The organism is Micromonospora sp. NPDC049175 (assembly GCF_043197345.1).
GTDB lineage: Bacteria > Actinomycetota > Actinomycetes > Mycobacteriales > Micromonosporaceae > Micromonospora.
In genome coordinates this window covers 666,629-688,919 of the sequence record NZ_JBICSY010000004.1, presented here as the reverse complement: position 1 = coordinate 688,919, position 22,291 = coordinate 666,629, and the positions used below count along the sequence as shown (strand labels likewise).

General features: G+C 72.7%; 24 protein-coding genes. 12 read left to right on the top strand and 12 right to left on the bottom strand.

Translation table 11 applies throughout. The annotated features are described in order from the left end of the window. Positions 1-400 precede the first annotated feature (400 nt). Both ACGFH8_RS20215 and ACGFH8_RS20210 read right to left on the bottom strand, forming a co-directional pair. Complete coding sequence (locus ACGFH8_RS20215; protein WP_393369081.1) at positions 401-988, bottom strand: hypothetical protein; 588 nt, start codon at positions 986-988, stop codon at positions 401-403. Between the two features lie 597 nt (positions 989-1,585). Continuing rightward, positions 1,586-1,897: a MazG-like family protein gene (locus ACGFH8_RS20210; RefSeq protein ID WP_393369079.1), complete on the bottom strand. Its 312-nt coding sequence runs from the start codon at positions 1,895-1,897 to the stop codon at positions 1,586-1,588. A 201-nt stretch (positions 1,898-2,098) separates the two neighbouring features. Between ACGFH8_RS20210 and ACGFH8_RS20205 the strand changes: the two genes are divergently transcribed. Further along, positions 2,099-3,469 (top strand): hypothetical protein, encoded by a 1,371-nt coding sequence (locus ACGFH8_RS20205; protein WP_393369076.1) that lies wholly within the window; start codon positions 2,099-2,101, stop codon positions 3,467-3,469. 62 nt (positions 3,470-3,531) lie between these two features. On the opposite strand, the gene ACGFH8_RS20200 is transcribed toward ACGFH8_RS20205, so the two are convergent. Together ACGFH8_RS20200 and ACGFH8_RS20195 are read right to left on the bottom strand one after the other, a co-directional pair. Continuing rightward, on the bottom strand, positions 3,532-4,251 hold the full coding sequence (locus ACGFH8_RS20200; RefSeq protein WP_393369073.1) for a hypothetical protein: 720 nt from the start codon (positions 4,249-4,251) through the stop codon (positions 3,532-3,534). Between the two features lie 405 nt (positions 4,252-4,656). Continuing rightward, positions 4,657-5,115: a VOC family protein gene (locus ACGFH8_RS20195; protein WP_393369070.1), complete on the bottom strand. Its 459-nt coding sequence runs from the start codon at positions 5,113-5,115 to the stop codon at positions 4,657-4,659. Between the two features lie 122 nt (positions 5,116-5,237). Here ACGFH8_RS20195 and ACGFH8_RS20190 point away from each other — a divergent pair, with 122 nt between their 5' ends. The 3 genes from ACGFH8_RS20190 to tsaA all read left to right on the top strand — a co-directional run bounded on the left by ACGFH8_RS20190 (position 5,238) and on the right by tsaA (position 7,116). Continuing rightward, the gene (locus ACGFH8_RS20190) at positions 5,238-5,714 is read left to right on the top strand and encodes a MarR family winged helix-turn-helix transcriptional regulator (protein WP_393369067.1); all 477 of its coding nucleotides are present in this window, start codon (positions 5,238-5,240) and stop codon (positions 5,712-5,714) included. A gap of 207 nt (positions 5,715-5,921) precedes the next feature. Further along, positions 5,922-6,557, top strand: coding sequence for a malonic semialdehyde reductase (locus ACGFH8_RS20185; protein ID WP_393369065.1), 636 nt, complete (start codon positions 5,922-5,924; stop codon positions 6,555-6,557). A 130-nt stretch (positions 6,558-6,687) separates the two neighbouring features. Beyond that, positions 6,688-7,116: a tRNA (N6-threonylcarbamoyladenosine(37)-N6)-methyltransferase TrmO gene (gene tsaA, locus ACGFH8_RS20180; RefSeq protein WP_393369062.1), complete on the top strand. Its 429-nt coding sequence runs from the start codon at positions 6,688-6,690 to the stop codon at positions 7,114-7,116. Positions 7,117-7,144: 28 nt separating this feature from the next. On the opposite strand, the gene ACGFH8_RS20175 is transcribed toward tsaA, so the two are convergent. Next, on the bottom strand, positions 7,145-7,774 hold the full coding sequence (locus tag ACGFH8_RS20175; protein WP_393369059.1) for an MBL fold metallo-hydrolase: 630 nt from the start codon (positions 7,772-7,774) through the stop codon (positions 7,145-7,147). Further along, complete coding sequence (locus ACGFH8_RS20170; RefSeq protein WP_393369056.1) at positions 7,774-8,859, bottom strand: S-(hydroxymethyl)mycothiol dehydrogenase; 1,086 nt, start codon at positions 8,857-8,859, stop codon at positions 7,774-7,776. Before ACGFH8_RS20170 ends, ACGFH8_RS20175 begins: the two co-directional genes overlap by 1 nt. Positions 8,860-9,044: 185 nt before the next feature. Here ACGFH8_RS20170 and ACGFH8_RS20165 point away from each other — a divergent pair, with 185 nt between their 5' ends. The 3 genes from ACGFH8_RS20165 (at position 9,045) to ACGFH8_RS20155 (ending at position 12,173) form a co-directional block, all read left to right on the top strand. Then, a complete protein-coding gene (locus ACGFH8_RS20165; RefSeq protein WP_393369053.1) occupies positions 9,045-9,464 on the top strand; it encodes a hypothetical protein in 420 nt (139 codons plus the stop codon). 20 nt (positions 9,465-9,484) lie between these two features. Next, complete coding sequence (locus ACGFH8_RS20160) at positions 9,485-10,657, top strand: low temperature requirement protein A (RefSeq protein WP_393369050.1); 1,173 nt, start codon at positions 9,485-9,487, stop codon at positions 10,655-10,657. A 64-nt stretch (positions 10,658-10,721) separates the two neighbouring features. After that, the gene (locus tag ACGFH8_RS20155; protein ID WP_393369047.1) at positions 10,722-12,173 is read left to right on the top strand and encodes a cryptochrome/photolyase family protein; all 1,452 of its coding nucleotides are present in this window, start codon (positions 10,722-10,724) and stop codon (positions 12,171-12,173) included. Between the two features lie 12 nt (positions 12,174-12,185). Here the strand turns inward: ACGFH8_RS20155 and ACGFH8_RS20150 are convergent, their stop codons facing one another. Genes ACGFH8_RS20150 through ACGFH8_RS20135 form a run of 4 tightly spaced genes read right to left on the bottom strand, consistent with a single transcriptional unit; the run spans position 12,186 to position 15,615 of the window. Beyond that, positions 12,186-13,091, bottom strand: a complete 906-nt coding sequence (locus tag ACGFH8_RS20150; protein ID WP_393369044.1) for an SDR family NAD(P)-dependent oxidoreductase — start codon at positions 13,089-13,091, stop codon at positions 12,186-12,188. Between the two features lie 23 nt (positions 13,092-13,114). Further along, positions 13,115-14,617 (bottom strand): flavin-containing monooxygenase, encoded by a 1,503-nt coding sequence (locus tag ACGFH8_RS20145; protein ID WP_393369041.1) that lies wholly within the window; start codon positions 14,615-14,617, stop codon positions 13,115-13,117. A gap of 60 nt (positions 14,618-14,677) precedes the next feature. After that, the gene (locus tag ACGFH8_RS20140; RefSeq protein ID WP_393369039.1) at positions 14,678-15,136 is read right to left on the bottom strand and encodes a hypothetical protein; all 459 of its coding nucleotides are present in this window, start codon (positions 15,134-15,136) and stop codon (positions 14,678-14,680) included. Beyond that, entirely contained in the window at positions 15,136-15,615 is a 480-nt protein-coding gene (locus ACGFH8_RS20135) for a hypothetical protein (protein WP_393369036.1), read from the bottom strand. Before ACGFH8_RS20135 ends, ACGFH8_RS20140 begins: the two co-directional genes overlap by 1 nt. A gap of 44 nt (positions 15,616-15,659) precedes the next feature. Between ACGFH8_RS20135 and ACGFH8_RS20130 the strand changes: the two genes are divergently transcribed. Genes ACGFH8_RS20130 through ACGFH8_RS20120 form a run of 3 tightly spaced genes read left to right on the top strand, consistent with a single transcriptional unit; the run spans position 15,660 to position 18,745 of the window. Further along, complete coding sequence (locus tag ACGFH8_RS20130; protein ID WP_393369033.1) at positions 15,660-16,658, top strand: helix-turn-helix transcriptional regulator; 999 nt, start codon at positions 15,660-15,662, stop codon at positions 16,656-16,658. A 45-nt stretch (positions 16,659-16,703) separates the two neighbouring features. Then, on the top strand, positions 16,704-17,327 hold the full coding sequence (locus ACGFH8_RS20125) for an ATP-binding cassette domain-containing protein (protein ID WP_393369031.1): 624 nt from the start codon (positions 16,704-16,706) through the stop codon (positions 17,325-17,327). Then, positions 17,324-18,745 carry a DUF6297 family protein gene (locus ACGFH8_RS20120; protein ID WP_393369028.1) on the top strand — a complete coding sequence of 474 codons (1,422 nt, stop codon included), beginning with the start codon at positions 17,324-17,326 and terminating at the stop codon, positions 18,743-18,745. The genes ACGFH8_RS20125 and ACGFH8_RS20120 overlap by 4 nt, the downstream gene beginning before the upstream one ends. 46 nt (positions 18,746-18,791) lie before the next feature. Here ACGFH8_RS20120 and ACGFH8_RS20115 read toward each other — a convergent pair whose 3' ends face one another. After that, positions 18,792-20,270 (bottom strand): PLP-dependent aminotransferase family protein, encoded by a 1,479-nt coding sequence (locus ACGFH8_RS20115; RefSeq protein ID WP_393369026.1) that lies wholly within the window; start codon positions 20,268-20,270, stop codon positions 18,792-18,794. Positions 20,271-20,332: 62 nt separating this feature from the next. Here ACGFH8_RS20115 and ACGFH8_RS20110 point away from each other — a divergent pair, with 62 nt between their 5' ends. After that, positions 20,333-20,944 carry a LysE family translocator gene (locus ACGFH8_RS20110; RefSeq protein WP_393369024.1) on the top strand — a complete coding sequence of 204 codons (612 nt, stop codon included), beginning with the start codon at positions 20,333-20,335 and terminating at the stop codon, positions 20,942-20,944. Positions 20,945-20,951: 7 nt separating this feature from the next. Beyond that, positions 20,952-21,689, top strand: a complete 738-nt coding sequence (locus ACGFH8_RS20105; protein ID WP_393369022.1) for a B3/4 domain-containing protein — start codon at positions 20,952-20,954, stop codon at positions 21,687-21,689. Here ACGFH8_RS20105 and ACGFH8_RS20100 read toward each other — a convergent pair. After that, complete coding sequence (locus ACGFH8_RS20100; protein WP_393369019.1) at positions 21,662-22,264, bottom strand: MBL fold metallo-hydrolase; 603 nt, start codon at positions 22,262-22,264, stop codon at positions 21,662-21,664. The genes ACGFH8_RS20105 and ACGFH8_RS20100 overlap by 28 nt on opposite strands. Between the last annotated feature and the right edge of the window lie 27 nt (positions 22,265-22,291).

Sequence of the window (22,291 nt, the reverse complement as noted above, 5' to 3'; positions counted from 1 at the left end):
TCACCACCATCGACCAAGCCGGCCTCAACCATGTCGCCGACGAACTCAACGACCGCCCCCGCATGACCCTGGGCTGGGCCACCCCAGGTGAGAAGCTGACCCAGCTCCTCGGTGTTGCAACCACCAGTTGAGCCCGCCGCGCGAACGGAAAGTGTCCAAGATCTGCGAACAACGGCCGCTCAGGCCGGGGGGCAAGCACCCAGCCGGCGCGCTCGACGGCGCGTCGCGCGCCCATCACCGGGCCGGGAACGCCGCTGGCCGGCACGCCCGACGGCGCGACGGGCATCGCACCACGCATCGGCTAGCACCGGCCAGGGGCGGAGACGCCGCTGGCCGGCACCCCCCGGATTGCGGGGTGCCGGCCAGCGGGCGATGTCCTGCGGTAGTGGCGGTGCTGGGGTCAGCTGTTCCAGTACTGGCCGACCAGATCAGCGGCCTGCTGCTCCCACTGGGCGTACGCATCCGGGTACGCCGACACCTGCACGGTCTGCGCGGCCTCGGTCAACGGCATGTCCTGCCACCCGTCAACCTGACGCAGCCCCTTGAGGAACGCGGTCGTGGAGTAGGCGGGGTCGGTGATCTGCTCCGGCGTACCCCAACCCGAGCTGGGGCGCTGCTGGAACAGACCCAGCGAGTCATGGTCGTTGGCGTCGCCGAGGTGACCCAGGTTCTCCAACTTCGACTCCTGCAGACTCGTCGCGATCGAGATCACCGCGGCACGCTCCGGCAGACCCGCCTTCTTCGTCGCGGCGATGATCGCCTTCGCGTTGGCGACCTGCTCATCATTCAGGCCGATACGCGACTGGTCGCCCTGCGTCCCGTGCGGGATCAGCTTGCCCACATCAGGCTTGTCCGCCTGCACCGCGACCGCAACCGGCTTACCGTCGACCGGGGCGGCGGCGTGCGCGGCGATCGGACCGGCGAACACACCACCAGCAAAGGCCAGACCAGCAACAGACAGCACACTCTTACGCACGATCGTGTTCATGGGGGAAGCTCCTTCGGGGGTAGAACACCCCACCAGAAACGGCAGGATGCGAGCACCTCGTCCGGCGCTGAACAAGCAGAGAAAGTCATTGGGGGTCGACGCCCACCGGGCATCGGATCGGCGACCTACGAGCGAGGGCTCATGGCGCCGGGTTCATCGGTAACGACCGGGGGCCGGGGGTCATTCCGGGGGTGGCCCATCCGTCGGCACCCACATGGAGGCGGTCACCGGGTGGTCGTTCGTGGGGACTGTAACGACCGGACCGGGGCCCGCATTCCGACCCCGCTGGGCGGGGCGGCCGACCCCGTTGGCGGGGCGGCGAGCCGGTGGTGCTGCGATCGTCAGGGTATGTAACGACCCCGCCCCGGCCACGATTCCGGCCCACGGATGCGACCGGTCACAGCCCAGGACCGCCTTCGGCCGGACAAATCACCCACATCGGGCGCCGACCACGACCCCGAGCCACCAGCACCGGGCACGATCCACTCGGCTTCGCGGACGTCGGGGCATCCCGGACACCCGGACACCCGATATCAAGAACGCCGAGTCGATCAAGCCCGGTCGCCACGCCTGGCCGGCAGGTGCGGATTGCGGCGTTCACCCGGCGAGGCGGGACCGTACCTTCGCGGCGCAGGCGTCCAGGACGGCCTGCGCGTCCAACCCCAGGCTCTCGATGGCCACCAACGCCGTGAAGGCGACGTCCGCCAACTCCGCCGCGACGTCCTCGCGGGTGTGGGTGACACCCTTGCGAGGATTCTGCCCGAGCAGGCCGATCCAGGCGGCGGACGCCTCCCCCGCCTCCTCGATCAGCTTGAGGATGCGGCAGGTCAGTTCGGTCTGCCCGGTGCCGTTCGCCGCGTCCAACCAGTCGCGCGACGCCCGCGCCGCATCCCAGATCAACTCGTCCACGCCGATCAGTCAACCCGACCGGCCCATCCGCCCTGGCAGCCGGGTACGCGCGCTCGGACCAACCACGAGCAGGCAGCCAGTCGATCCGAGCAGCCATTGACACGTGTCGACGGCGGTCCTAGGTTCAGGACGCTACCGGCCGGTAGGCAACCGTCCCGCCTGGTCGCCCGCGGGGCGACATCCGTCCGATGGGGAGCATCGATGCTGTCCGCACCCGTTCGTACCCTCCGCCGGCTGCTCGCCACCACCGTGACGCTGACCCTCTCGGTCGGGTTGGCCGGTGCCGCGCCGGCCGGCGCCACCGGTCGCGACCCGAGTGGCGGCCAACCGCTGCCCGGATACACGATCGAGAACCCGCCGTTGGCTCCGCTGGTCGTGGGCGGCAGGCCGACGACGGTACGCCAGGGCGTACACCGCCACGCCGGCTACCTCATCGAGGTCCCCGCCCGGTGGAACGGCAACCTGGTGCTGTGGGCGCACGGCTACCGGGGCCAGGGCACGGTGCTCACGCCGGAACCGCCGGCCTTCGGGTTGCGCGAACGTCTCCTGGAGCAGGGGTACGCCTGGGCATCGTCGTCGTACGACCGCAACGGCTTCGACATCCGCTCCGGGGTGCTGGGCACCAGGGACCTGGTCGACCACTTCGGACGGATCGTTCGCCGACCGCACCACACCTACCTGGCGGGGGTGTCGATGGGCGGGTACGTCATCGGTCGCTCGCTGGAGCAGTACCCCGGCTACTACGACGGGGCGCTGCCGATGTGCGGGGTGCTCGGTGACCAGACGCTTCTCGACTTCTACCTGGACTACAACCTGGTCGCGCAGGCGCTCGCCGGGGTGCCGGCCCATCCGACGCCGGCCGACTACCTGACCACCGCGGTGCCCCGCATCCAGGCGGCGCTCGGCCTGGCGGGGCTGACCCCGACCGGGCCGGACACCACCACCGAGCGGGGCAGGCAACTGCGGGCGATCACGGTGAACCGCTCGGGCGGGCCGCGTCCCGGTGCGGACGCCGCGTTCGCGGTCTGGAAGGACTTCCTCTTCTCCATCAGCGTGCCCACCGGAAGCGGCGACTCCCCCGCCCAGCGGCCCGGTCAGCTCTCCACGAACCTGGGCACCAGGTACACCCCGAACAGCCCGGTGGACGTCAACGCCACGGTGCGGCGGGTCGCCCCGGAGAACGTCGTACAGCGGCTCCTGCCGACGCTCACCGAGGTGCCGCGGATCGCCCGTCGGCCCACCGCGCCGGTGCTCAGCCTGCACGGCCTCGGTGACCTGTTCGTCCCGTTCAGCATGGAGCAGGCGTACGCCACCGACGTGGCGCGCAACGGTCGCGGCAGGCTTGTGGTGCAGCGGGCCATCCGGTCCACGCAACACTGCGAGTTCACCCCGGCCGAGGCCGGCGCCGCCTGGGACGACCTGGTGTCCTGGGTACGCACCGGCAAGCGCCCGGCCGGTGACACCGTGACGGATCCGGCGGTGGTCGCACGGCCCGACTACGGCTGCCGGTTCAGCGACCGGGACGCGTACGCCGCCGGGGTCGGCACCCGCCGCCTCTACCCGGCCTGCTGATCGCTATCGACGCCAACCGGCCGGCTCCCCCGAGGGGGAACCGGCCGGCGGTGGTGCGGGTGTCACCACATCTGCTGGACGATGTCCGCCGCCTGCTCCTCCCACTGCGCGTACGCGTAGGGGAAGGCGGAGACCTGGACGGTCTGCGCGGCGGCGGTCAGCGGCAGGTCCTGCCAGCCACCGACGTTGCGCAGTGCGGTGAAGAACGCCGTGGCGGCGTACTCCGGGTTGGTGATCTGGTCGGGCGTGCCCCAACCGGACGACGGACGCTGCTGGAACAGGCCCTGCGAGTCGTGGTCGTTGTACGCGCCGAGGTGGCCGAGGTTGTAGAGCTTCGACTCCTGCAACGAGGTGGCGACGCCGATCACCGCGCCCCGGTCACCGACGCCTGTCTTCTTGGCGGCGTCGACGATCGCCCGCGCGTTGGCGAGCTGGGCGTCGTCGAGCGGGATGCGCGACTGCGCGCCTTCGATGCCGTGCGGGATGAGCTGGTCGCGGCTGGGCTTACCGGCCGGCGGCTTGCCGGTGGCGGAGCCGGTGGTCAGCCCCGACTCGACGGGCTGCTCGTCCTGGCGTACCGGGGTGGCGGCCTTGGCCTTGCCGGTGGCCAGGTCGATGGCGGCCACGGCGCCCTCGTGGGGCCCGGAGGTGACCGGGGCGGCCGCCGCGGTCGGAGCGAGTGCCAGGCCGCCGAGGGCGGCCACGCCCACCACGCTCAGCGCGGTCTTGCGGTACGAGTCCTTGGCGATGGCGGGGAGCCATCGGGTGAAGTAGACCTTCACGATGGTGGCCCTCTCGATCGTGCGGAACGCTCCGGGGTGAACGCTCCTCGGGAGTTGACCGCGGAAGAGGGTTTGGGCTCCGACGGTACGGGGGACACAACCGGGTTCACGTGTCGGGCATTCCGGAAATGCCGGAGCCGCCCCACCGACGGTCCGGCCACGCCGCAAAATCGGACGGACGGCGCGGAGCACGCGGTAACCGGGCCGCCGGGGCGGAGCGGAACGCAACCGGGCGGCCTGCGGGACGGGGCAGCGAAAGCCGGCACGGGTGCGACAAAACCGGATGATCGACGCGGCGCGGCCGGATGAGGTCAGGCGGGACGCGCGATCACGGCCGACGACGGCACGTACGCGAGGAGGGCCGCCTGCGTCGGGGTGAGAACTGTGGAGCGGACCCCACCCGGGTCAGACGTCGCCGTCAGGGTCGGGGTCCACGGTCCGCTCCTGCGGCCTGCCCAGCTCCTGGAAGACGGTGATCTGCAGGTCCGCCGGGGCGTCCAGACGGGAGTTCAGCGACTGCCACGGTGTACGCGTCGGCGGTGCGATCTCGCTCGCCCCGGCGGCGACGAGCCGGGCCGTGGTCGCCCGCGCGTCGTCCACCTCGAAGGCCACCCGGATGCGCGGGGCGACCTGTCGGCCCACTTCGACCTCGTCGATCATGCGTTTCTGTGCCGGGTTGGTGATCTCCAGGGTGGCCCGACCGGCGTCCAGGATCACCACCCGGGCGTCTCCGTCCCCGGTGAACGCCGCTTCCTCGGGCAGACCGAGGGCGTCCCGGAAGAACGCCACCGCGGCCTCGTGGTCGGCTGCCTCCACGACGAGGCGCAGCTGACGGACGACGGGTGCGGGGTGCTCGGCGGCCATACGCCGGATCGTAACAACGCCCCTGGGACGCGTCCTGGCGCGCTTGTCGCGGCACCTCGTGGAACAGGGGTGGACAGTGGTCACCGCCGGGTTGACACCTCAACCATTGATAGGCTCGCGCCGTGACGGAGCCGCGTTGGTTGAACGAGCAGGAGCAGCGGGCGTGGCGTGGCCTCATGGCGATGGAGGAAGGCCTGGTGGCCTTCATGGATCGCCAGCTCCGCACCAACTGCGGCGTCTCGCAATCCGACTACCGGGTGCTGGCTCACCTGTCGGAGGCGCCCGACGGGCGGTTGCGATCGTTCGAACTCGCGGGTCTGCTGCAGTGGGAGAAGAGCCGGCTCTCACAGCACCTCTCCCGCATGCAGACGCGGGGCCTGGTGGTGCGTGAGCGCTCGGAGGTCGACCAGCGGGGGGCGACGGTCACCATCACCGCGCAGGGGACGGAGTTGATCGCCGCTGCCGCCCGGCAGCACGTCGCCGACGTCCGCGACGTGGTTATCGACCAGCTCACCCAGACCGAGCTGAAGACCCTGGCCACGATCACGGACAAGGTACGCCGACGACTCGCGGCACTGGATCCCGCCACGCGAGGCTGATCCGCCGGCAATCACTCGTCGACCCGACGCCCGCCACCGGGCAACTCGTCACGGCCCTGAGCACTCGCTCGGGGCCGTTCGGCGTTTCCGCACCGGCACCCGCACGAGAGAGGCGCGGCTCACAGCGACACCATCACGCCTTTGGTTGCTACGTTAACCAACTCGCCGTACGCTTTGGTTAACACGTTAACCGAATTGAGGATTGCCATGAGTTCTGCTCCGAGCGATGTCATCCGGTCCGGCGAGCACCGACTCAGCCGCCTGGACGAGAGGGCGAAGCACACGCTGTTCACCGGTGCTCGCACGGCCAACACCTTCGCCGAGACCCCGGTGACCGACGCCGAGCTGACCGGAGTCTGGGAGCTGGTCAAATGGGCACCGACCTCCGTCAACTCCCAGCCGCTGCGGGTGCTGTTCGTGCGCCCGGGCGAGGGCCGCGACCGGCTCGTGAAACACATGAACGAGCGCAACCGAGCCAAGACGGCCACGGCTCCCGCGGTCGCCGTACTGGCCATGGACACCCGTTTCCACGATCACATGCCGGCCGTACTGCCGCACAAGCCGGAGATGAAGGACGTCTTCGCGGGCAACGACGCTCTGCGCGCGGGAACCGCCTCGTTCAACGCGACGCTCCAAGCTGGCTACTTCATCCTCGCCGTTCGTGCCCAGGGACTGGCGGCGGGGCCGATGGGCGGCTTCGACGCCGCGGCCGTCGACGCCGAATTCTTCCCGGACGGCCGGTTCCGCTCGCTCCTGGTGGTCAACATCGGTCACCCCGGTAAGGACCCCTGGCACCCCCGACTCCCCCGCCTCAGCAACGACGACGTGGTGCAGTGGAGTTGAACGAGCGCGGGAACGCGCCGTCGACGACCTCCTGAAGGCCGGCCGCTCTGAGAGCCGGCAGGATCACGCGCCAGCTTCGTCGCAGCGCCGGCCCTGCGCCTAGGCTGGCACCGTCGGAAAGGGAGCGACGATGGTCGAGACGTACGGCGACGACGCGTACCTGCTGCGCCCGGTCGGTCGGGTCGCCTCGCCGCTGACCGACGCGGCGAGCGCGCCCCGGCAGGGCGACGAGGGCGCGCCGGAGGCCTGGCTGGTCTTCGACGCGCACGTCGCACCGGCGCTGCGCGACCTGCGCGCCGGCGTCGAACTGTTGGTGCTGACCTGGCTGGACCGTGCCCGCCGCGACGTGTTGGCGGTGCGCCCGCGGGGCGACGAGAGCCGGCCCGAGACGGGTGTGTTCAGCACCCGCTCCCCGCACCGACCCAACCCGATCGGGCTGCACCGGGTGCGGGTGCTGGCGGTGGACGGGCTGCGCGTCCGGGTGGCCGACCTGGAGGCGTTGGACGGCACCCCGGTCCTGGACGTCAAACCGGTGCTCGGCGCGGCCGACGAGCGCTGAGCCCGCCGACCGCGCCCCGCACGGGGTCTCAGTGGCCCCGGGCCAGCCACTCGTCAAGGTGTGGCGCCTCCGCGCCGATCGTCGTGTCGGCGCCGTGGCCGGTGTGCACGACGGTCTCCGCCGGCAGGGTGAGCAGACGGGTCCGGATCGAGCCGACGATGGTGTCGAAGTCGCTGTACGAGCGGCCGGTGGCGCCCGGACCGCCGGCGAAGAGCGTGTCGCCGGTGAACACCACACCCAGCTCGGGGGCGTGGAAACTGCACGCGCCGGGGCTGTGCCCGGGGGTGTGCAGCACCCGCAGGGTGGTGCCGGCCACCTCGATCTCCTGCCCGTCGTGCAGTTCGCCGTGCGGCGGCAGGTGCGGGTGGACCATGTCCCAGAGGACCCGGTCGGCGGCGTGCAGCAGCACCGGCGCGCCGGTGGCCTCGGCCAGCTCGGGCGCCACCCGGACGTGGTCGTCGTGGGCGTGGGTGGCCAGGATCGCCCGGACCCGCCGGTCACCCACCAGGGCGAGGATCGCGGGGACGTCGTGCGGCGCGTCCAGGACGACACACTCGCTGTCGTCACCGATCACCCAGACGTTGTTGTCCACGTCGAACGTCTGCCCGTCCAGGGAGAACGTGCCGGCGGTGACCGCGTGGTCGACGCGGGCGGTCATCAGAACACCACCACCGAGCGGAGCACGTCGCCGTGGTGCATCCGCTCGAACGCGGTCTCGACCTGGTCGAGCGCGATCTCCTCGGTGACGAACGCGTCCAGGTCGAGGCGGCCCTGCAGGTACAGCTCGGTGAGCATCGGGAAGTCCCGGCTGGGCAGGCAGTCGCCGTACCAGCTGGACTTCAGGGCGCCGCCGCGCCCGAAGACGTCCAGCAGCGGCAGCTCGATCCGCATCTGCGGGGTCGGTACGCCGACCAGCACCACGGTGCCGGCCAGATCCCGGGCGTAGAACGCCTGCTTCCAGGTCTCCGGTCGACCCACCGCGTCGATCACCACGTCGGCGCCGAAGCCGCCGGTGGCGGCCCGGATCGCCTCGATCGGGTCGGTCTCGGACGCGTTGACGGTGTGCGTGGCGCCGAACTTCCGGGCCCAGTCGAGTTTGCGGCTGTCGGTGTCCACCGCGACGATCGTCGTGGCGCCGGCCAGGACCGCGCCGGCGACCGCCGCGTCTCCGACGCCACCGCAGCCGATCACCGCGACCGAGTCGCCGCGGGTGACGTTGCCGGTGTTCATCGCGGCGCCCAGCCCGGCCATCACCCCGCAGCCGAGCAGGCCCACGGCGGCCGGTCGGGCGGCCGGATCCACCTTCGTGCACTGCCCGGCGTGCACGAGGGTCTTCTCGGCGAACGCGCCGATGCCCAGCGCCGGGGCCAACTCGGTGCCGTCGGTCAGGGTCATCCGCTGCTTCGCGTTGTGGGTGTTGAAGCAGTACCACGGGCGGCCCCGGCGACAGGCGCGGCAGACCCCGCAGACCGCACGCCAGTTGAGGACCACGAAATCACCCGGGGCGACGTCGGTGACGCCCTCGCCCACCAGCTCGACGATGCCCGCCGCCTCGTGGCCGAGCAGGAACGGGTAGTCGTCGTTGATGCCACCCTCGCGGTAGTGCAGGTCGGTGTGGCAGACGCCGCAGGACTGGATCCGGACGACGGCCTCACCCGGGCCGGGATCGGGCACCACGATCGTGGTGACCTCGACCGGTGCGCCCTTGCTGCGGGAGATGACTCCCCGGACTTCCTGGCTCACTTCGCCTCCTGCTGGTGGTGTGCGGCAGGGCCGGAAGCCGGGTGGGCGGGTGTGCCACGGGCTCGGCGGTGGGCCCCGGGCGAACCTACCCCGACCACCACGGCCGGCCCAGCCGGCCCGGCGGGTTATCGCGGGCGGTCCGGGGTACGCCTGCCGCATTCGACCACGGCAAACGGGGAGTGATCATGAAGCTCGCGCACCTGCCGCTCCGGCTGAGCATCGGCGCGTACTTTCTCAACTCGGGTCTCGGCAAGCGGACCCTGGAGGGCGCCGCCGCGGAGGGCCTCCACGGGATGGCGGTCGCCGCCATGCCGCAACTCGGTCAGTTGGACCCACCGCGCTTCGCGAAGCTGCTGTCGTACTCGGAGATCGCGCTGGGGGCCGCGCTGCTCGCGCCGTTCGTCCCGACCCCCCTGGTCGGGTTGGGCCTGACCGCGTTCGGCGCGGGTCTGGTGCAGCTGTACCTGAAGACGCCGGGGATGCGCGAGCCCGGCAGCATCCGCCCGACCCAGCAGGGCGCCGGGCTCGCCAAGGACGTCTGGCTTGTCGGCGCCGGGCTGACCCTGGTGTTGGAGGGGCTGACCCACGGCCGTCGACGCCGGTGAGCCCCACCTGAGGAGCGGCGGTGACGAACTCCCGTGCGGTGCGGCCGTTCTACCGGCCGATGCGCCCCCGTCGTCGCGACGAGCCACACCGCGCGGCCACCCCGCTGGAACTCTTCTTCGACCTCTGTTTCGTGGTGGCCGTCGCGCAGGCGGCCGGCAGCCTGCACCACGACGTCGCCGAGGGCCACCTCGGGCACGCCGCGACCAGCTACGCCATGGTGTTCTTCGCGATCTGGTGGTCGTGGGTCAACTTCACCTGGTTCGCCTCGGCGTATGACACCGACGACGACGTCTACCGGATCACCACACTTGTGCAGATCTCCGGGGCGCTGATCCTGGCGGCCGGCGTGCCACGCGCCTTCACCGACGGCGACTTCGCCGTCATCACCTACGGGTACGTGGTGATGCGACTGGCGGCGGTCGTGCACTGGACCCGAGCGGCGATCGGCGACCCCCGCCACCGGGCGGCGGCGCGCCGCTACGCGATCGGCGTGACAGTGGTGCAGCTCGCCTGGTTGCTGCGGCTGACGCTGCCCGCCGAGTGGGGGGTCGCGACGTTCGTGCTGTTGGCGCTCGCCGACCTGCTGGTGCCGGCGGTGGCCGAACGCCCCGGGATGACCCCCTGGCACCCCGAGCACATCGCCGAACGGTACGGGCTGTTCACCCTGATCGTGCTCGGCGAGGCCGTCCTGGCCATCTCGATCGCGATCCAGACCGGGCTGGACGCCGGGGAGCACGGCCTCTGGTCTCTCGCGGCGGCCGGCGCGGTCATCGTGTTCGCGCTCTGGTGGCTCTACTTCGACCGGCCCAACGAGGCGCCCGACCGACTGCCGTACTCCCTGATCTGGGGCTACGGCCACTACCTGATCTTCGCCGCGATCGCCGCGATCGGCGCCGGCCTGGGGGTGTCGGTGGACGTCGAGCGGCACCTCGCGCACGTCTCCGCGGGCACCGCCGGGTACGCGGTGGCCATCCCGGTCGCCGTTTTCCTGCTCACGGTCTGGGTGCTGCACGTCCGCCGGCAGCAGCACGGCGCGGTGGTCGTCGCATTCCCCGTCGTCGCGCTGCTGGCGCTGCTCGCGCCGCTCGGGCCGGCCCCGGTGTCCGTGCTCGCGGCGCTGCTCGTCGCGCTCGTGACGCTTACCGTGCTGCTGCGCCGCCGCGACGTCGGGCCGAGCACCGCGGTCACCTGACTCGCCGACGGCCATTCCGGTGCGGCACCGAGCGGGACGGCCCGCGGGTAGGCAGAATTACGGCATGCCTCGCCGCCGATGGTTGCTGGCCGATCAACTCGGGCCGCACTTCCTCGACGACCCCGACCAACCGGTGCTGCTGGTGGAGGTCCGGGACCTGTTCCGCCGCCGGCCGATGCACCGACAGCGGGCGCACCTGATCCTGTCCGCGCTGCGCCACCGCGCCGCCGAGCTGGGTGACCGGGCGCTGCTGCTGCGCACCGACACGTTCCGGCAGGCGCTGGCGCAGGTCGGTGAGCCACTGGAGGTGTGCCATCCGCACTCGCGGGCGGCGCTGCGCTTCGCAGAATCGGTGCCGGAGCTGACCGTGCTGCCGCCGCGCGGCTTCATCACCAGCCGGACCGACTTCGCCGACTGGGCGGACCGCGCGCGCCGCGGCACACTGCGGATGGCCGACTTCTACAGGCACGCCCGCCGCCGCCACGACGTGCTGACCGCCACGACCGGGCCGGGACGCCGACCGCGACCCGAGAGCCGCGCCGCGCCTGTCGCACCACCTCCACCCCCGCCGATCGTCGAGGATGACATCGACGCGGAGGTCCGCCGTGACCTGGACCGGTGGGCCGCCGACGGGGTGCGGTTCGTCGGCCGCGACGGTCCCCGGCGGCACCCGGCCACCCACGCCGAGGCGCAGGCCCGACTCACGCACTTCCTGACCCATCGGCTACCCGGCTACGGTCGCTACGCCGACGTGATGAGCGGTGCGGACCCGCTGCTCGCGCACTCGACGCTCTCGTCCTCGTTCAACCTCGGGTTGCTGCACCCGGAGCCCGCGGTACGCGCCGCCGAGCAGGCCTGGTGGGCCGGCACGGCCCCGCGTACGGCGGTGGAGCCGTTCATCCGAGGGCTGCTCGGCTGGCGGGAGTTCCTCTGGCAGCTGTACTGGTACTTCGAGCCGCGCTACCGGGGGGCGAACTGGCTGGCCGCGACGGAGCCCCTGCCGCAGTGGTTCGCCGAGTTGGACGCCGACGCGGTGGAGGCCCGCTGCCTGTCCGACGTCCTCGCCACCGTCCGGGACGGGGCCTGGACGCACCACACGCCCCGGCTGCTGGTGTTGGCGAACTACGCGCTGCAACGCGGCTGGCGCCCCACCGACGTCGCGGACTGGTTCCAGCGCTGCTTCGTCGACGGCGCCGACTGGGTGATGAACGCGACGGTGATCGGCATGAGCCAGTACGCCGACCTGGCTCGGGTGGACACCCGCCCGTACGCGGTGGACGGCACCGACATCGACGAGATCAGCGACTACTGCTCCGGCTGCCGCTACGTCCCGGAGCAGGCGCTCGGCGACCTGGCCTGCCCGTACACCGGGGGTTTCGAGAGTTTCCTGCACCGCAACCGGGTGCGCTTGGCGACCGATGCGCGGCTCGCCGCCGAGTTGGCCCGCCGCGACGAGCCGGAGCACCGCGAGGCGGTGCTGGCCCAGGAGGAGAAGCGGGGCAGCACACCCCCGTGACCGCGCCGCCGGTCAGGCCACCTCGCGGGCCGCGTCGGCGTCGCCGGGGCGAGGCGCCGGCACACCGGGGACGGGTGGCGCCGGGCGGACGACGCGCCGGTTCAGGCCGGCGACCAGCAACCGGTTGTACGAGGCCGGCAGGACCCGGGCCAGCAGGTCCGGCAGCTTCGCCGACCAGCCGATCAGCACCCGGCCGCGCCTCCGCTCGACGCCGCGCAGGATCACCTCGGCGGCCCGGCTCGGCGCGATGGTGAGCAGTTTCTCGAACTGCTCCCGGCCGGCCGCGTACTCCTCGGGTGAGACGCCGCTGCCGATCCGGGCGTTCGCGGTGATCCGGGTGCGGATCCCGCCGGGGTGCACCGAGGTCACCCCGATGCCGTCGTCGACCAGTTCGTGGCGCAGCGCCTCGGTGAGGCCGCGCACCGCGAACTTGCTCGCCGAGTACGCGGCCTGCCCGGCCGGCGCGATCAGCCCGAACAGGCTGGAGACGTTTACCAGGTGCGCGCCGGACTCCGCCTTCAGCGTCGGCAGCAGTGCGTGGGTCAGCTGCGCCACGGCCCGGAAGTTGACGTCGATCACCCAGCGGAACTCGTCGAACGTCACCTGGTCGAACCGGCCGCCGAGGCCGACGCCGGCGTTGTTCACCAGCAGCCGTACGCGCGGGTGCCGCCGACCGACCTCGGCGGCCACCCGGGCGGTGGCGTCCGCGTCGGCGAGGTCCACCAGGTACGTGTGCACCTGACGGTCCGGGTGGTCGGCGCGGATCGCGGCGGCGACCGCGTCCAGCCGGTCGGCGTCGCGGTCCAGCAGGACCAGGTCGGTGCCCCGGCCGGCAAGCGCGTGCGCCAGCGCCGCGCCGATCCCACTGGCCGCCCCGGTGACCACGGCTGTCGCGCCGGTGAAGTCGAATCTCCGCACGATCGGTGCTCCTCCGCTGACGGTTACCGGCGAGCGGCCGGACGGGTCGGGACGGGACGCGGGGCGGGCGCGGTGGCGCGGGAGAAGCGCACCCCCTCGTCGGTGAGCCGGCCGTGCCGCATCAGCAACACGTCGCGGGCGTAGTTCTGGTGCAGCCGCCATGGTGCGCGCACGCCCTGCCGGGGCAACGCGTCGAGACTGCGCAGCACGTAGGAGGAGCGCAGGTCGATGAGCGGCACGCGCGCGTCGTCGTCGGGTGGGAGCGGGGTGACGACCTGCTGGCCGGTGCGGTCCAGGTGGCGCAGCAACCGGCAGACGTACCCGGCGACCAGGTCGGCCTTGAGCGTCCACGACGCGTTGGTGTAGCCGAGGGTCAGCGCGAAGTTGGGCACCCCGGACACCATCATGCCCTTGTAGGCCACGGTGCTGGCGAGGTCGACCTCGGCGCCGTCCACGCACAGGGTCAGGCCACCGAGGGCGAGCAGGTTGAGCCCGGTCGCGGTGACCACGATGTCGGCGGGCACCTGGGCGCCGGAGGTCAACCGGACACCGTGCGCGGTGAGGGTGTCGATGGTGTCGGTCACCACCGACGCCCTGCCCTCGCGCACGGCGGTGAACAGGTCGCCGTCGGGGGCCACGCAGAGGCGCTGGTCCCACGGGTCGTACCGGGGCGCGAAGTGCCTGTCGACGTCGTACCCCACCGGGAGCCGGCCGGCGGCGGCCCGGCGCAGCAGCCGCCTCACCAGGCCGGGGGCGCGGCGGCTGAGCTGGAAGGTGGCGGTGGACAGCAGCACGTTCTTCCAGCGCGCCACCGGGTACGCGGCGGCCGCCGGCAGCCAGCGCCGCAGCGCGTCGGCCAGCCGGTCGCGCGAGGGCCGCGCCAGGACGTACGTGGGTGAGCGCTGGAGCATCGTCACGTGGGCGGCCCACTCGGCCAACGCCGGCACCAGGGTGACCGCGGTGGCGCCGCTGCCGATCACCACCACCCGCCGGCCGGTGTGGTCGAGGTCCTCGGGCCAGTGCTGCGGGTGCACCAGCCGCCCACCGTAGGCGTCGACGCCGGGCAGGGCCGGGGTGTATCCCTCGTCGTAGCGGTAGTAGCCGGTGCAGGCGAACAGGAACGAGCAGGTCAGCACCACCGTCTCGGCGGTGTCGGTGCGCTGCGCGTGCACCGTCCAGCGGGCGGTGTCGCTGTCCCAGTCGGCGCGCAGCACCCGGTGCCGGAAGCGGATGTGCCGCTGCACGTCGTACTCCCGGGCGGTCTCCCGCACGTACTCCCGGATGGTGGCGCCGTCGGCGATGGCCTTCGGCGCGGTCCACGGCTTGAACGAGTAGCCGAGGGTGAACATGTCCGAGTCGGACCGGATGCCCGGGTAGCGGAACAGGTCCCAGGTGCCGCCGACGGCGTCACGCGCCTCCAGCACCGCGTACGTCTTGTCCGGGCAGTCGCGGCGCAGGTGGCAGGCCGCGCCGACGCCGGACAGGCCGGCGCCGACGATGAGCACGTCGACGTGGTCGGAGGCCATCGCGTTCCTCCAGCAGGGGGCGGTGGTCGGACCCTAACACCGCCCCCTGATGGCCGGAAACTAGTCGGACACCCGGGTCGAGGTCATGATCCAGTTGGTTTCCCAGGTCTTTTCGCCGTCGACCGAGAACGCCTGCTCCCAGCGGGCGGTGGTCGCGCTGATGTCCGACCAGATGAACCGGCACCGCACCGGTCGGCCCTCGTGCTGGTCGTCGGCGTAGAAGCGGCCCACCCCGTCGACGAAGCGGCCCACCATCGGCGGCAGCCCCAGCACGCCGTCGACGCTGCTCATCCAGTAGATCGACCACTCCTCGCTGGCCGGGTCGAAGATCCGGACCGTGGCGCCCGCGGAGCCCTTGGTCGGGAAGGTGATCTCGTCGAAGTTGCCGCCACCACCGAAGAAGCTGTGCGCGACCGACACCCCCGGAAACTCCTCCCACTCGTCGGAGCCCACCAGCCGCTTGCGCAGCCGCCGGTTCACCACGTTCCACGTGCCCACATAGAAGTCGAAGTCGCCCATCAGCGGCCCACCGGCCCTTCCGCTCGCGTGTCGTTGAGATATCCAGTCAGGTCGGGTGCCTCCGGCGCAAGGACGTGCCGAACCCAGGCGGCCCGTTCGTGCTCCAACACCGCCAACTCCCACACGCAGCCGACGGCGGGTCGACCGACCTCCACGAAGTGGGTCGGGTCCTCGTCCGGGCAGTCCAGCGCCGGCTGCCCGGCCGCGGCGACCCGGACCTCCAGCGCGTTGTCCCACACCCAGCTGTACGCCAGCAGGTAGGCGCCGGTGTCCGCGCCCCGGTGCAGCACCACCCAGCCGGCGGCCGGGGTGCCGTCGTCGTCGAGGTCGACGAGCAGCAACGGCAGGTGGTCGTACGCGGCCTTCTCCACCTCCGGCTCGATTGGTTGCTCCGGCTGGTCTATGTGGTAGCGCTTGAGCTGCCGGCCGTCCACAGTGATCGGTCCGGGCGCCCGAAGTTCCTTGTCGCGAAATGCCATGCCGGGACGGTAGGACGGGTCCCCTGACAACTAGTGTCAGTGAAGTGCGGGCTTCTCGACTTCTTTCCCTCCTGCTGCTGCTGCAGCAACACGGCCGGCTGACCGCCACCCAGCTCGCCGAACGGCTGGCCGTCTCCCCCCGCACGATCTACCGGGACGTGGAGTCGCTGCACGCCGCCGGCATCCCGCTGTACGGGGAGGCCGGGCACGCCGGCGGCTACCACCTTGTCGACGGCTGGCGGACCCGGCTGACCGGGCTCACCGCCGACGAGGCCGACCGGCTGTTCCTGGCCGGGTTGCCCGGCCCCGCCGACGAGCTGGGTTACGGCGACGTGGTGGGCGCGTTGCGACTCAAGCTGCACGCCGCGCTCCCCGCCCCCCTGCGCGACCGGGCGACCCAGCTCCAACAACGCTTCCACCTGGACACCCCCGGCTGGTACGCCGACGGCGACGCCTCCCCCGAGCTGTCCCGCACCGCCGAGGCGGTCTGGCGGCAGCACCGCATCGAGGTGCGCTACCGCGGGTGGAACGGCGAGGTGACCCGGGTGCTGGAGCCGTACGGCCTGGTGCTCAAGGGCGGCCGCTGGTATGTGGTGGCCGACCAGCCCGGCCGGGGCGCTCCGGCGACCTACCGGGTCAACCAGATCCTCGCGCTGACCCCGCTGCCGCAGGAGTTCGTCCGACCGGCCGACTTCGACCTGCCGGCCTGGTGGCGGGCACACGTGGTGCAGTTCCGGGCCCGCCTGCACCGCGACGAGGCCACCGTCCGGCTCTCCACCGCCGGCCGGCAACGGCTGCGCGAGATCGGCAGCGATCCGGTGGTGACCGCGGTGGACGCCAGCGCCCAGCCGCCGGACGCGCGGGGCTGGGTGACCGCGGTGCTGCCGATCGAGTCGCTCACCCACGCCCACGGCGAGTTGCTGCGCCTCGGCGCCGACGTCGAGGTGCTGACCCCTGTCGCGCTGCGCGAACGCCTGGCCGCCACCGCCGCCGGGCTCGCCGCGCTCTACCCGCCCGACCCGACGACGCCGCCGACCGCGTGACATAGGTCGCTCAGGTTGGTCGGTGGGACCGCTCTGGGAGACTCTGTGATCGTGGACGCGCTCTCGGTACGGGGACTTAGCCGCAACTTCGGCGACCTGGTCGTGCTCGACGACGTGAGTTTCACGCTCGCGGCCGGCCGGATCGCGGTGGTGCTGGGGCCCAACGGCAGCGGCAAGACCACCCTGCTGCGCTGCGTGGTCGGCGCCGACCGGCCGGACGCCGGCGAGGTGCTGGTGCAGGGCCGCCGGGCCGACGAGACCGACCCGCAGGTCCGGGCGCTGGTGGCGGCCGCCCTGGACGACATCGACTTCTTCCCGGACCTGTCCGTGGTCGAGCACCTGGAACTTGTCGCGTACGCCCACGGGGGCAACGCCGAGCCGGTCGAGGAGGTGCTCACCGAGTTGGGTCTGGAGCCGGCCCGCGACCAGCTCCCGGTGACCCTGTCCAGCGGGCAACGCCGCCGATTGGCGCTGGCGTCCTGTTTCGTGAGGCCCCGCCGTGTGCTGATCCTGGACGAGCCGGAGCAGCGCCTCGACGTACGCGGGCGACAGTGGCTGGCCGAGCGGCTGGTGCGGGAACGCGAGGCCGGCACCGCCGTGCTGCTGGCCTCGCACGACCCGGAGCTGATCGACGCGGTGGTCGACGAGCGCATCGAGATCGGCAGGTGAGCGCCCCACCGGCCACCATCGCCGCCACACCGGCCGGGGTGCCCACCGCCCGGCAACTGCGTACCCACCTGCGCCGGGCCCGCAGCCGACACCACGATCACTCCCTCGGTGAGGTGCTGGGCGACGCGTACGTCATCGTCCTGTTCACGGGCATGTACGGCTGGTTCGCGATCAGCGCGAGCCGTGACCTGCTGGATTCGCCCACGGTGGGGCAGGCGGAGCCGGGGGTGCGCTGGTGGCTGGCGCTCGCCGCGCTGCTGGCCGGCGCCGGCCTGGCCTGGCGTGGCCTGCGCGCGCTGGGACCGCTGCTGGTCACCCCGGCCACGCAGAGCTGGGCGACGAGCGCGCCTGTCGACCGGCGGGCGTGGCTGGCGCCACGGTTCGTCCTGCTGCTGGTCGGTGCCGCGGTGGGCACGGCGGTGCTCGGGTTGGCCGTGGCGGCGCTCGGCGGGGCCAGCGATCCGGCGACGCTGGGTTGGGCGGCCGCGGCCGGCGCGGCCTGGGGTGCGGCGGCGCTGGCGCTCAGCGTCGTCGCCCAGAGCAGCCGGGCGGGTCGACGGTGGCCGGCGGTGGCCGGCGCGGCGCCGATGGTGGTGGCCGCCGTCGTCACCGCAGTGGTGGTGCTCCTCGGTCACCTCGGCGACGGGCTGCCCCGGCCGGCGGTGACGCCGACAGTCGCGCTGTTCGCCCTCGCGCTGCCCCTCGCGGGACTGGGCACGATCCGCGCGGTACGCGCGTTGCCGCAGGTCGACCGGGCCACGCTCACCACCGGCGCGCAGTTCGCCAACGCCGCCGCCACGGCCACGATCCTGCTCGATCCGAGCCTGCTCACCGGCCTGGTGGAGAGCCGCCGGTGGCGTCGGATCGGCCGGGTCAGCAGCCGCCGGTTGCTGCCCGGCCCCGCCTGGTGGGCGTTTCTGCAGGCTGACGTACGCCGGTTGCGCCGCCACCCGAGCGCCCTGCTGCTCTGGGTGACGCTGATCGGCGTGCAGTACGCCGCCGCGCTCGCCCTGCCCGGGTTGGCCGGGGCCGCGCAGGTGGTGTTCGCGTACCTCGCCGCCAACCGGCTGACCGGTGGCCTGCGGTCGATCAGCCGGTCACCCGGACTGCGCCGGGCACTGGGCGGCAGCGACGCGCTGCTGCGCGGGATCCACGTGGTGGTGCCGGCCGTCGGCGCGGGGCTGTGGTGGTTGCTGACCCTGCCGACAGTCGAGCCGGGGCCGTCCTGGCTGGCGCCGACGCTGGCGCTGGGAGTGGTGGCCGCCGCGTTCCGGGCCGGTACCCGCCCGCCGATCAACTACGGTGGCGCGACGGTCAACACGCCGTTCGGCATGATCCCGGTCGATCTGGTGCGCCAGGGCTCGCGCGGTCCGGCGCTGCTCGCCGCGCTGGTGCTGGTGCAGCTGTTCCTGGGCTGAGCCCCCACCCCACGGCCGGGGAGACGGCCGGCGGCACTGGCGGTGATCAAAACCGGCGGCGGCCGAGCGCGGCGGCGATCTGCGCGACGCCCTCGTCGATCTCGGTCGTCGTACGGGCCGCGTAGCCGAGCACGAGGCCCGGCGGGTAGGGACGCTGGCAGTGCCAGGACAGCGGTTGCACCTTCACCCCACGCGCCAGCGTCGCCGCCGCCAGCTCGGTGTCGACCACGTCGTCGTCCAGCGTGATCATCAGGTGCAGGCCGGCGGCGGCGCCGTGCACCGTCGCCGACGGCAGCGCACGGCCCAGGGCGGCGATCATCGCGTCCCGCCGACGGATGTGTCGACGGCGCAGCAACCGCAGATGTCGCTCGAAGGCGCCGGAGGTCAGCAACTCCGCGAGCACCAGTTGTGGGAGCACGGCATTGCCCAGGTCGGCGTTGCGCTTGGCGGCCACCACCGCCTCGCGCAGTCGCGGTGGCACCAGCAGCCAGCCGACCCGCAGGGCGGGGGCGAGCAGTTTGGAGACGCTGCCGGCGTAGCAGACCTGCTCGGGCAGCAGGCCCCGCAGCGCCGGCACCGGCGCCCTGTCGTAGCGGTGCTCGGCGTCGTAGTCGTCCTCGATGATCAGACCGCCGGCCCGCGCCCAGGCGACGAGGTGGCGGCGGCGGTCACCGTCGAGCACGACGCCGGTCGGAAACTGGTGCGCGGGGGTGAGCATCACCGCCGGTACGCCGCTGGCGGCCAACTCGTCGACCCGCAGCCCGGCGTCGTCGACACTGATCGGCGGGGTGTCCATCCGCCAGTTGTTCAGGTGCTGCCGCACGCCGAGCGAGCCCGGGTCCTCGACCGCGATCCGGTCGACGCCGGCGGCGGTGAGTGCCTGGGCGAGCAGCCCGAGCGCCTGGGAGACGCCGGCCACGATGATCACCTCGACGGGGTCGACGCTGATCCCGCGGTTGCGGGCCAACCAGGCGGCGACGGCCTGTCGCAGCGCGGGCGCGCCGCACGGGTCGCCGTAGCCGAGGTCGGCCGCGGCGAGGCGGCGCAGCACGGTCCGCTCGGCGCGCAGCCAGTCCGCACGGGGAAAGGCGGTCAGGTCGGGTACGCCGGGCGTCAGGTCGATTGTCGCGTGCGCCGCGCGTACCGCGTCGAAGATGTCGGTGCCCGGTGCCGGCGGGAAGGTCGCGAGCGGTGCCGGCGCGGCGGCCGGGGCGGAGGTGGACGCGGCCGGCGCGCCGACGACCACCGTTCCGGCCCGGCCCCGCCCGGTGACGTGCCCCTCCTCGGCCAGGCGCTGGTACGCCTCGGTGACCACGCCCCGGGAGACACCGAGGTCGGCGGCGAGCACCCGGGTGGGGGGCAACCGTTCGCCGACGGGCACCCGTCCCTCGGCGATGGCCTGCCGCAGCCGGTCGGTCAGCCAGTCGGTCCGTCCGCCCGGCTCCGCGTCGGCGAGGCTCAGGTGCAGGAAGTCCGACCCGGCCGTTATGGACCCCTCGGACATGGTCGGTTTGGCTCTGCCCATCGGGCCATTGTGGCAGCAGAGTGAACAGGAGCCCGACCTGCCAACCCCGCCGGAGGACGATCGTGACCATCCCGTTCCTGATCACCACGCTGATCGTGGTGGTCACCCCCGGCACCGGGGTGCTCTTCACCCTCTCCGCCGGCCTGTCCCGGGGCGCCCGCGCCGGGGTGCTGGCCGCGTTCGCCTGCACGCTGGGGACGTTGCCGCACCTGCTGGCGGCGATGACCGGGCTGGCCGCGCTGATGCAGACCAGCGCCGTGGCGTTCGAGACCGTCCGCTACCTCGGCGTCGGCTACCTGCTCTATCTGGCCTGGTCCATGATTCGGGACCGCGACGCCTTCGCGGTGACGACCGACGCCCCACCCCGCTCGGCGCTCCGGGTGATCGTCTCCGGGGTGCTGGTCAACCTGCTCAACCCGAAGCCGACGATGTTCTTCGTCGCGTTCCTGCCGCAGTTCGTGGACACCACGGCACCGGGCTCGACCCGGGTGATGCTCGGCTGCGGCGCGGTGTTCATGCTGCTCACCTTCGTGGTGTTCAGCGGCTACGGCATCTTCGCGGCCCGGGTACGCGACCGGGTGCTGACCCGCCCCCGCGTGACCGACTGGCTGCGCCGATCCGCCGCCGGCACGTTCGTCGCGCTCGGCGTGACCCTCGCCCTCACCGAACGATAGGACCACCGTGCAGTTCGAACATTCTCCGCAGCTTCGCGACGCGTACCCCGATCTGGTCGCCGGTGTGGTGCAGGCCGCCGGTATCACCGCCACCGCCGACGTGGCGGCACGCACGGCAGTTCATCTCGCCGAGGCGCGGCGGCGGTTGGCCGGTGGAGCCGAGAGCGGGTTCCCGGAGATCCAGGCGTGGCGGCGGGCGTACGCGGCGATGGGGCTGCGCCCCACCAAGTACCGCTGCGCCGCCGAGGCGCTGCTGCGTCGGCTGCGCCTCGACGGCGAGCTGCCCCGGGTGCACCCGCTCGTCGACCTCTGCAACGCCATCTCGGCCGCGTACGCCATCCCGGTCGCGGCGCTCGACCTGGACCGGGTCGACGGCGACCTGGTGGTCCGGCCGGCACACGGCGACGAGGCGTACCTGAGTTTCGCGGGCGACACCGAGCATCCCGAGCCGGGCGAGGTGACATTCGTCGACTCCGCCGGGCGGGCACACGCCCGACGGTGGACGAACCGGCAGAGCGGCTGGTCGGCCGTGCGGGCGGGCACCTCGTCGGTGCTGATCGTCGCCGAGGCGCTGCACCCGGGAGGCGGGCCGGCCGTGAGCCGCCTGGTCGCCGACCTCGTGACGGAACTGACCATCCGGTGGTCCGCCCCGACGGCCGCCGCGGTGCTCACCGCCGCCGCGCCCCGGTTCCGCACCCCGGCGGGCGACGACCGGGGTCAGGCGGTGTCGCCGGGCAGCAGGTGACGGTAGCCGGGGATCGTCTCGCCGAACCAGCCGGCGACGCTGGCCAGCCCTCGCTCGTTGAGCTGCGCGTCGTGGATCGGGTACGCCGCGGCGGCACCCACGGCGGCGGCGAACCGGATCGCCTCGTCGAGGCGCAGCCAGGACCCCTGGGCCGGGACGAGCAGGGTCCGCACCGGCTCGTCCGGCACGTGCAGGGCGTCGCCCGGGTGGTAGAGCCCGTCGCCGATCAGGTAGCCGAGGTTGGGGCAGTCGGGCTGCCCCTCGTGGATCGCGGCGTGTCGGCCACCGTGGGCGGTGACCTCGATGCCGGCCGCCGTGAAGCGTTGCCCGGCGCGGACCCGGGTCACCGGCAGCGGCACGAGATCCGGCAGTCGGGCGCCCTCCGGGGCGTACACGGGGACGCCCAGGCCGGCCAGGCGCAGCACGTCCACGTGGTCGGTGTGTTCGTGGGTGACCAGGACGGCGTCCGCGCCGACGAGGGCACGCGGCTCGCTCCATGTCCCCGGGTCGACGACAAGCACCCCGCCGTCGTGCTCGATCCGGACGCAGGCGTGCGTGAATCGGGTGATCCGCATCCGGCGACGGTACGCCGTCTGATCGGC

Excerpts from the sequence above, each read along its gene's own strand:
- ACGFH8_RS20215 (WP_393369081.1), bottom strand. The coding sequence starts at position 988 with ATGAACACGATCGTGCGTAAGAGTGTGCTGTCTGTTGCTGGTCTGGCC.
- ACGFH8_RS20205 (WP_393369076.1), top strand. The coding sequence starts at position 2,099 with ATGCTGTCCGCACCCGTTCGTACCCTCCGCCGGCTGCTCGCCACCACC.
- ACGFH8_RS20195 (WP_393369070.1), bottom strand. The coding sequence starts at position 5,115 with ATGGCCGCCGAGCACCCCGCACCCGTCGTCCGTCAGCTGCGCCTCGTC.
- ACGFH8_RS20185 (WP_393369065.1), top strand. The coding sequence starts at position 5,922 with ATGAGTTCTGCTCCGAGCGATGTCATCCGGTCCGGCGAGCACCGACTC.
- tsaA (WP_393369062.1), top strand. The coding sequence starts at position 6,688 with ATGGTCGAGACGTACGGCGACGACGCGTACCTGCTGCGCCCGGTCGGT.
- ACGFH8_RS20175 (WP_393369059.1), bottom strand. The coding sequence starts at position 7,774 with ATGACCGCCCGCGTCGACCACGCGGTCACCGCCGGCACGTTCTCCCTG.
- ACGFH8_RS20165 (WP_393369053.1), top strand. The coding sequence starts at position 9,045 with ATGAAGCTCGCGCACCTGCCGCTCCGGCTGAGCATCGGCGCGTACTTT.
- ACGFH8_RS20155 (WP_393369047.1), top strand. The coding sequence starts at position 10,722 with ATGCCTCGCCGCCGATGGTTGCTGGCCGATCAACTCGGGCCGCACTTC.
- ACGFH8_RS20145 (WP_393369041.1), bottom strand. The coding sequence starts at position 14,617 with ATGGCCTCCGACCACGTCGACGTGCTCATCGTCGGCGCCGGCCTGTCC.
- ACGFH8_RS20140 (WP_393369039.1), bottom strand. The coding sequence starts at position 15,136 with ATGGGCGACTTCGACTTCTATGTGGGCACGTGGAACGTGGTGAACCGG.
- ACGFH8_RS20135 (WP_393369036.1), bottom strand. The coding sequence starts at position 15,615 with ATGGCATTTCGCGACAAGGAACTTCGGGCGCCCGGACCGATCACTGTG.
- ACGFH8_RS20115 (WP_393369026.1), bottom strand. The coding sequence starts at position 20,270 with ATGGGCAGAGCCAAACCGACCATGTCCGAGGGGTCCATAACGGCCGGG.
- ACGFH8_RS20100 (WP_393369019.1), bottom strand. The coding sequence starts at position 22,264 with ATGCGGATCACCCGATTCACGCACGCCTGCGTCCGGATCGAGCACGAC.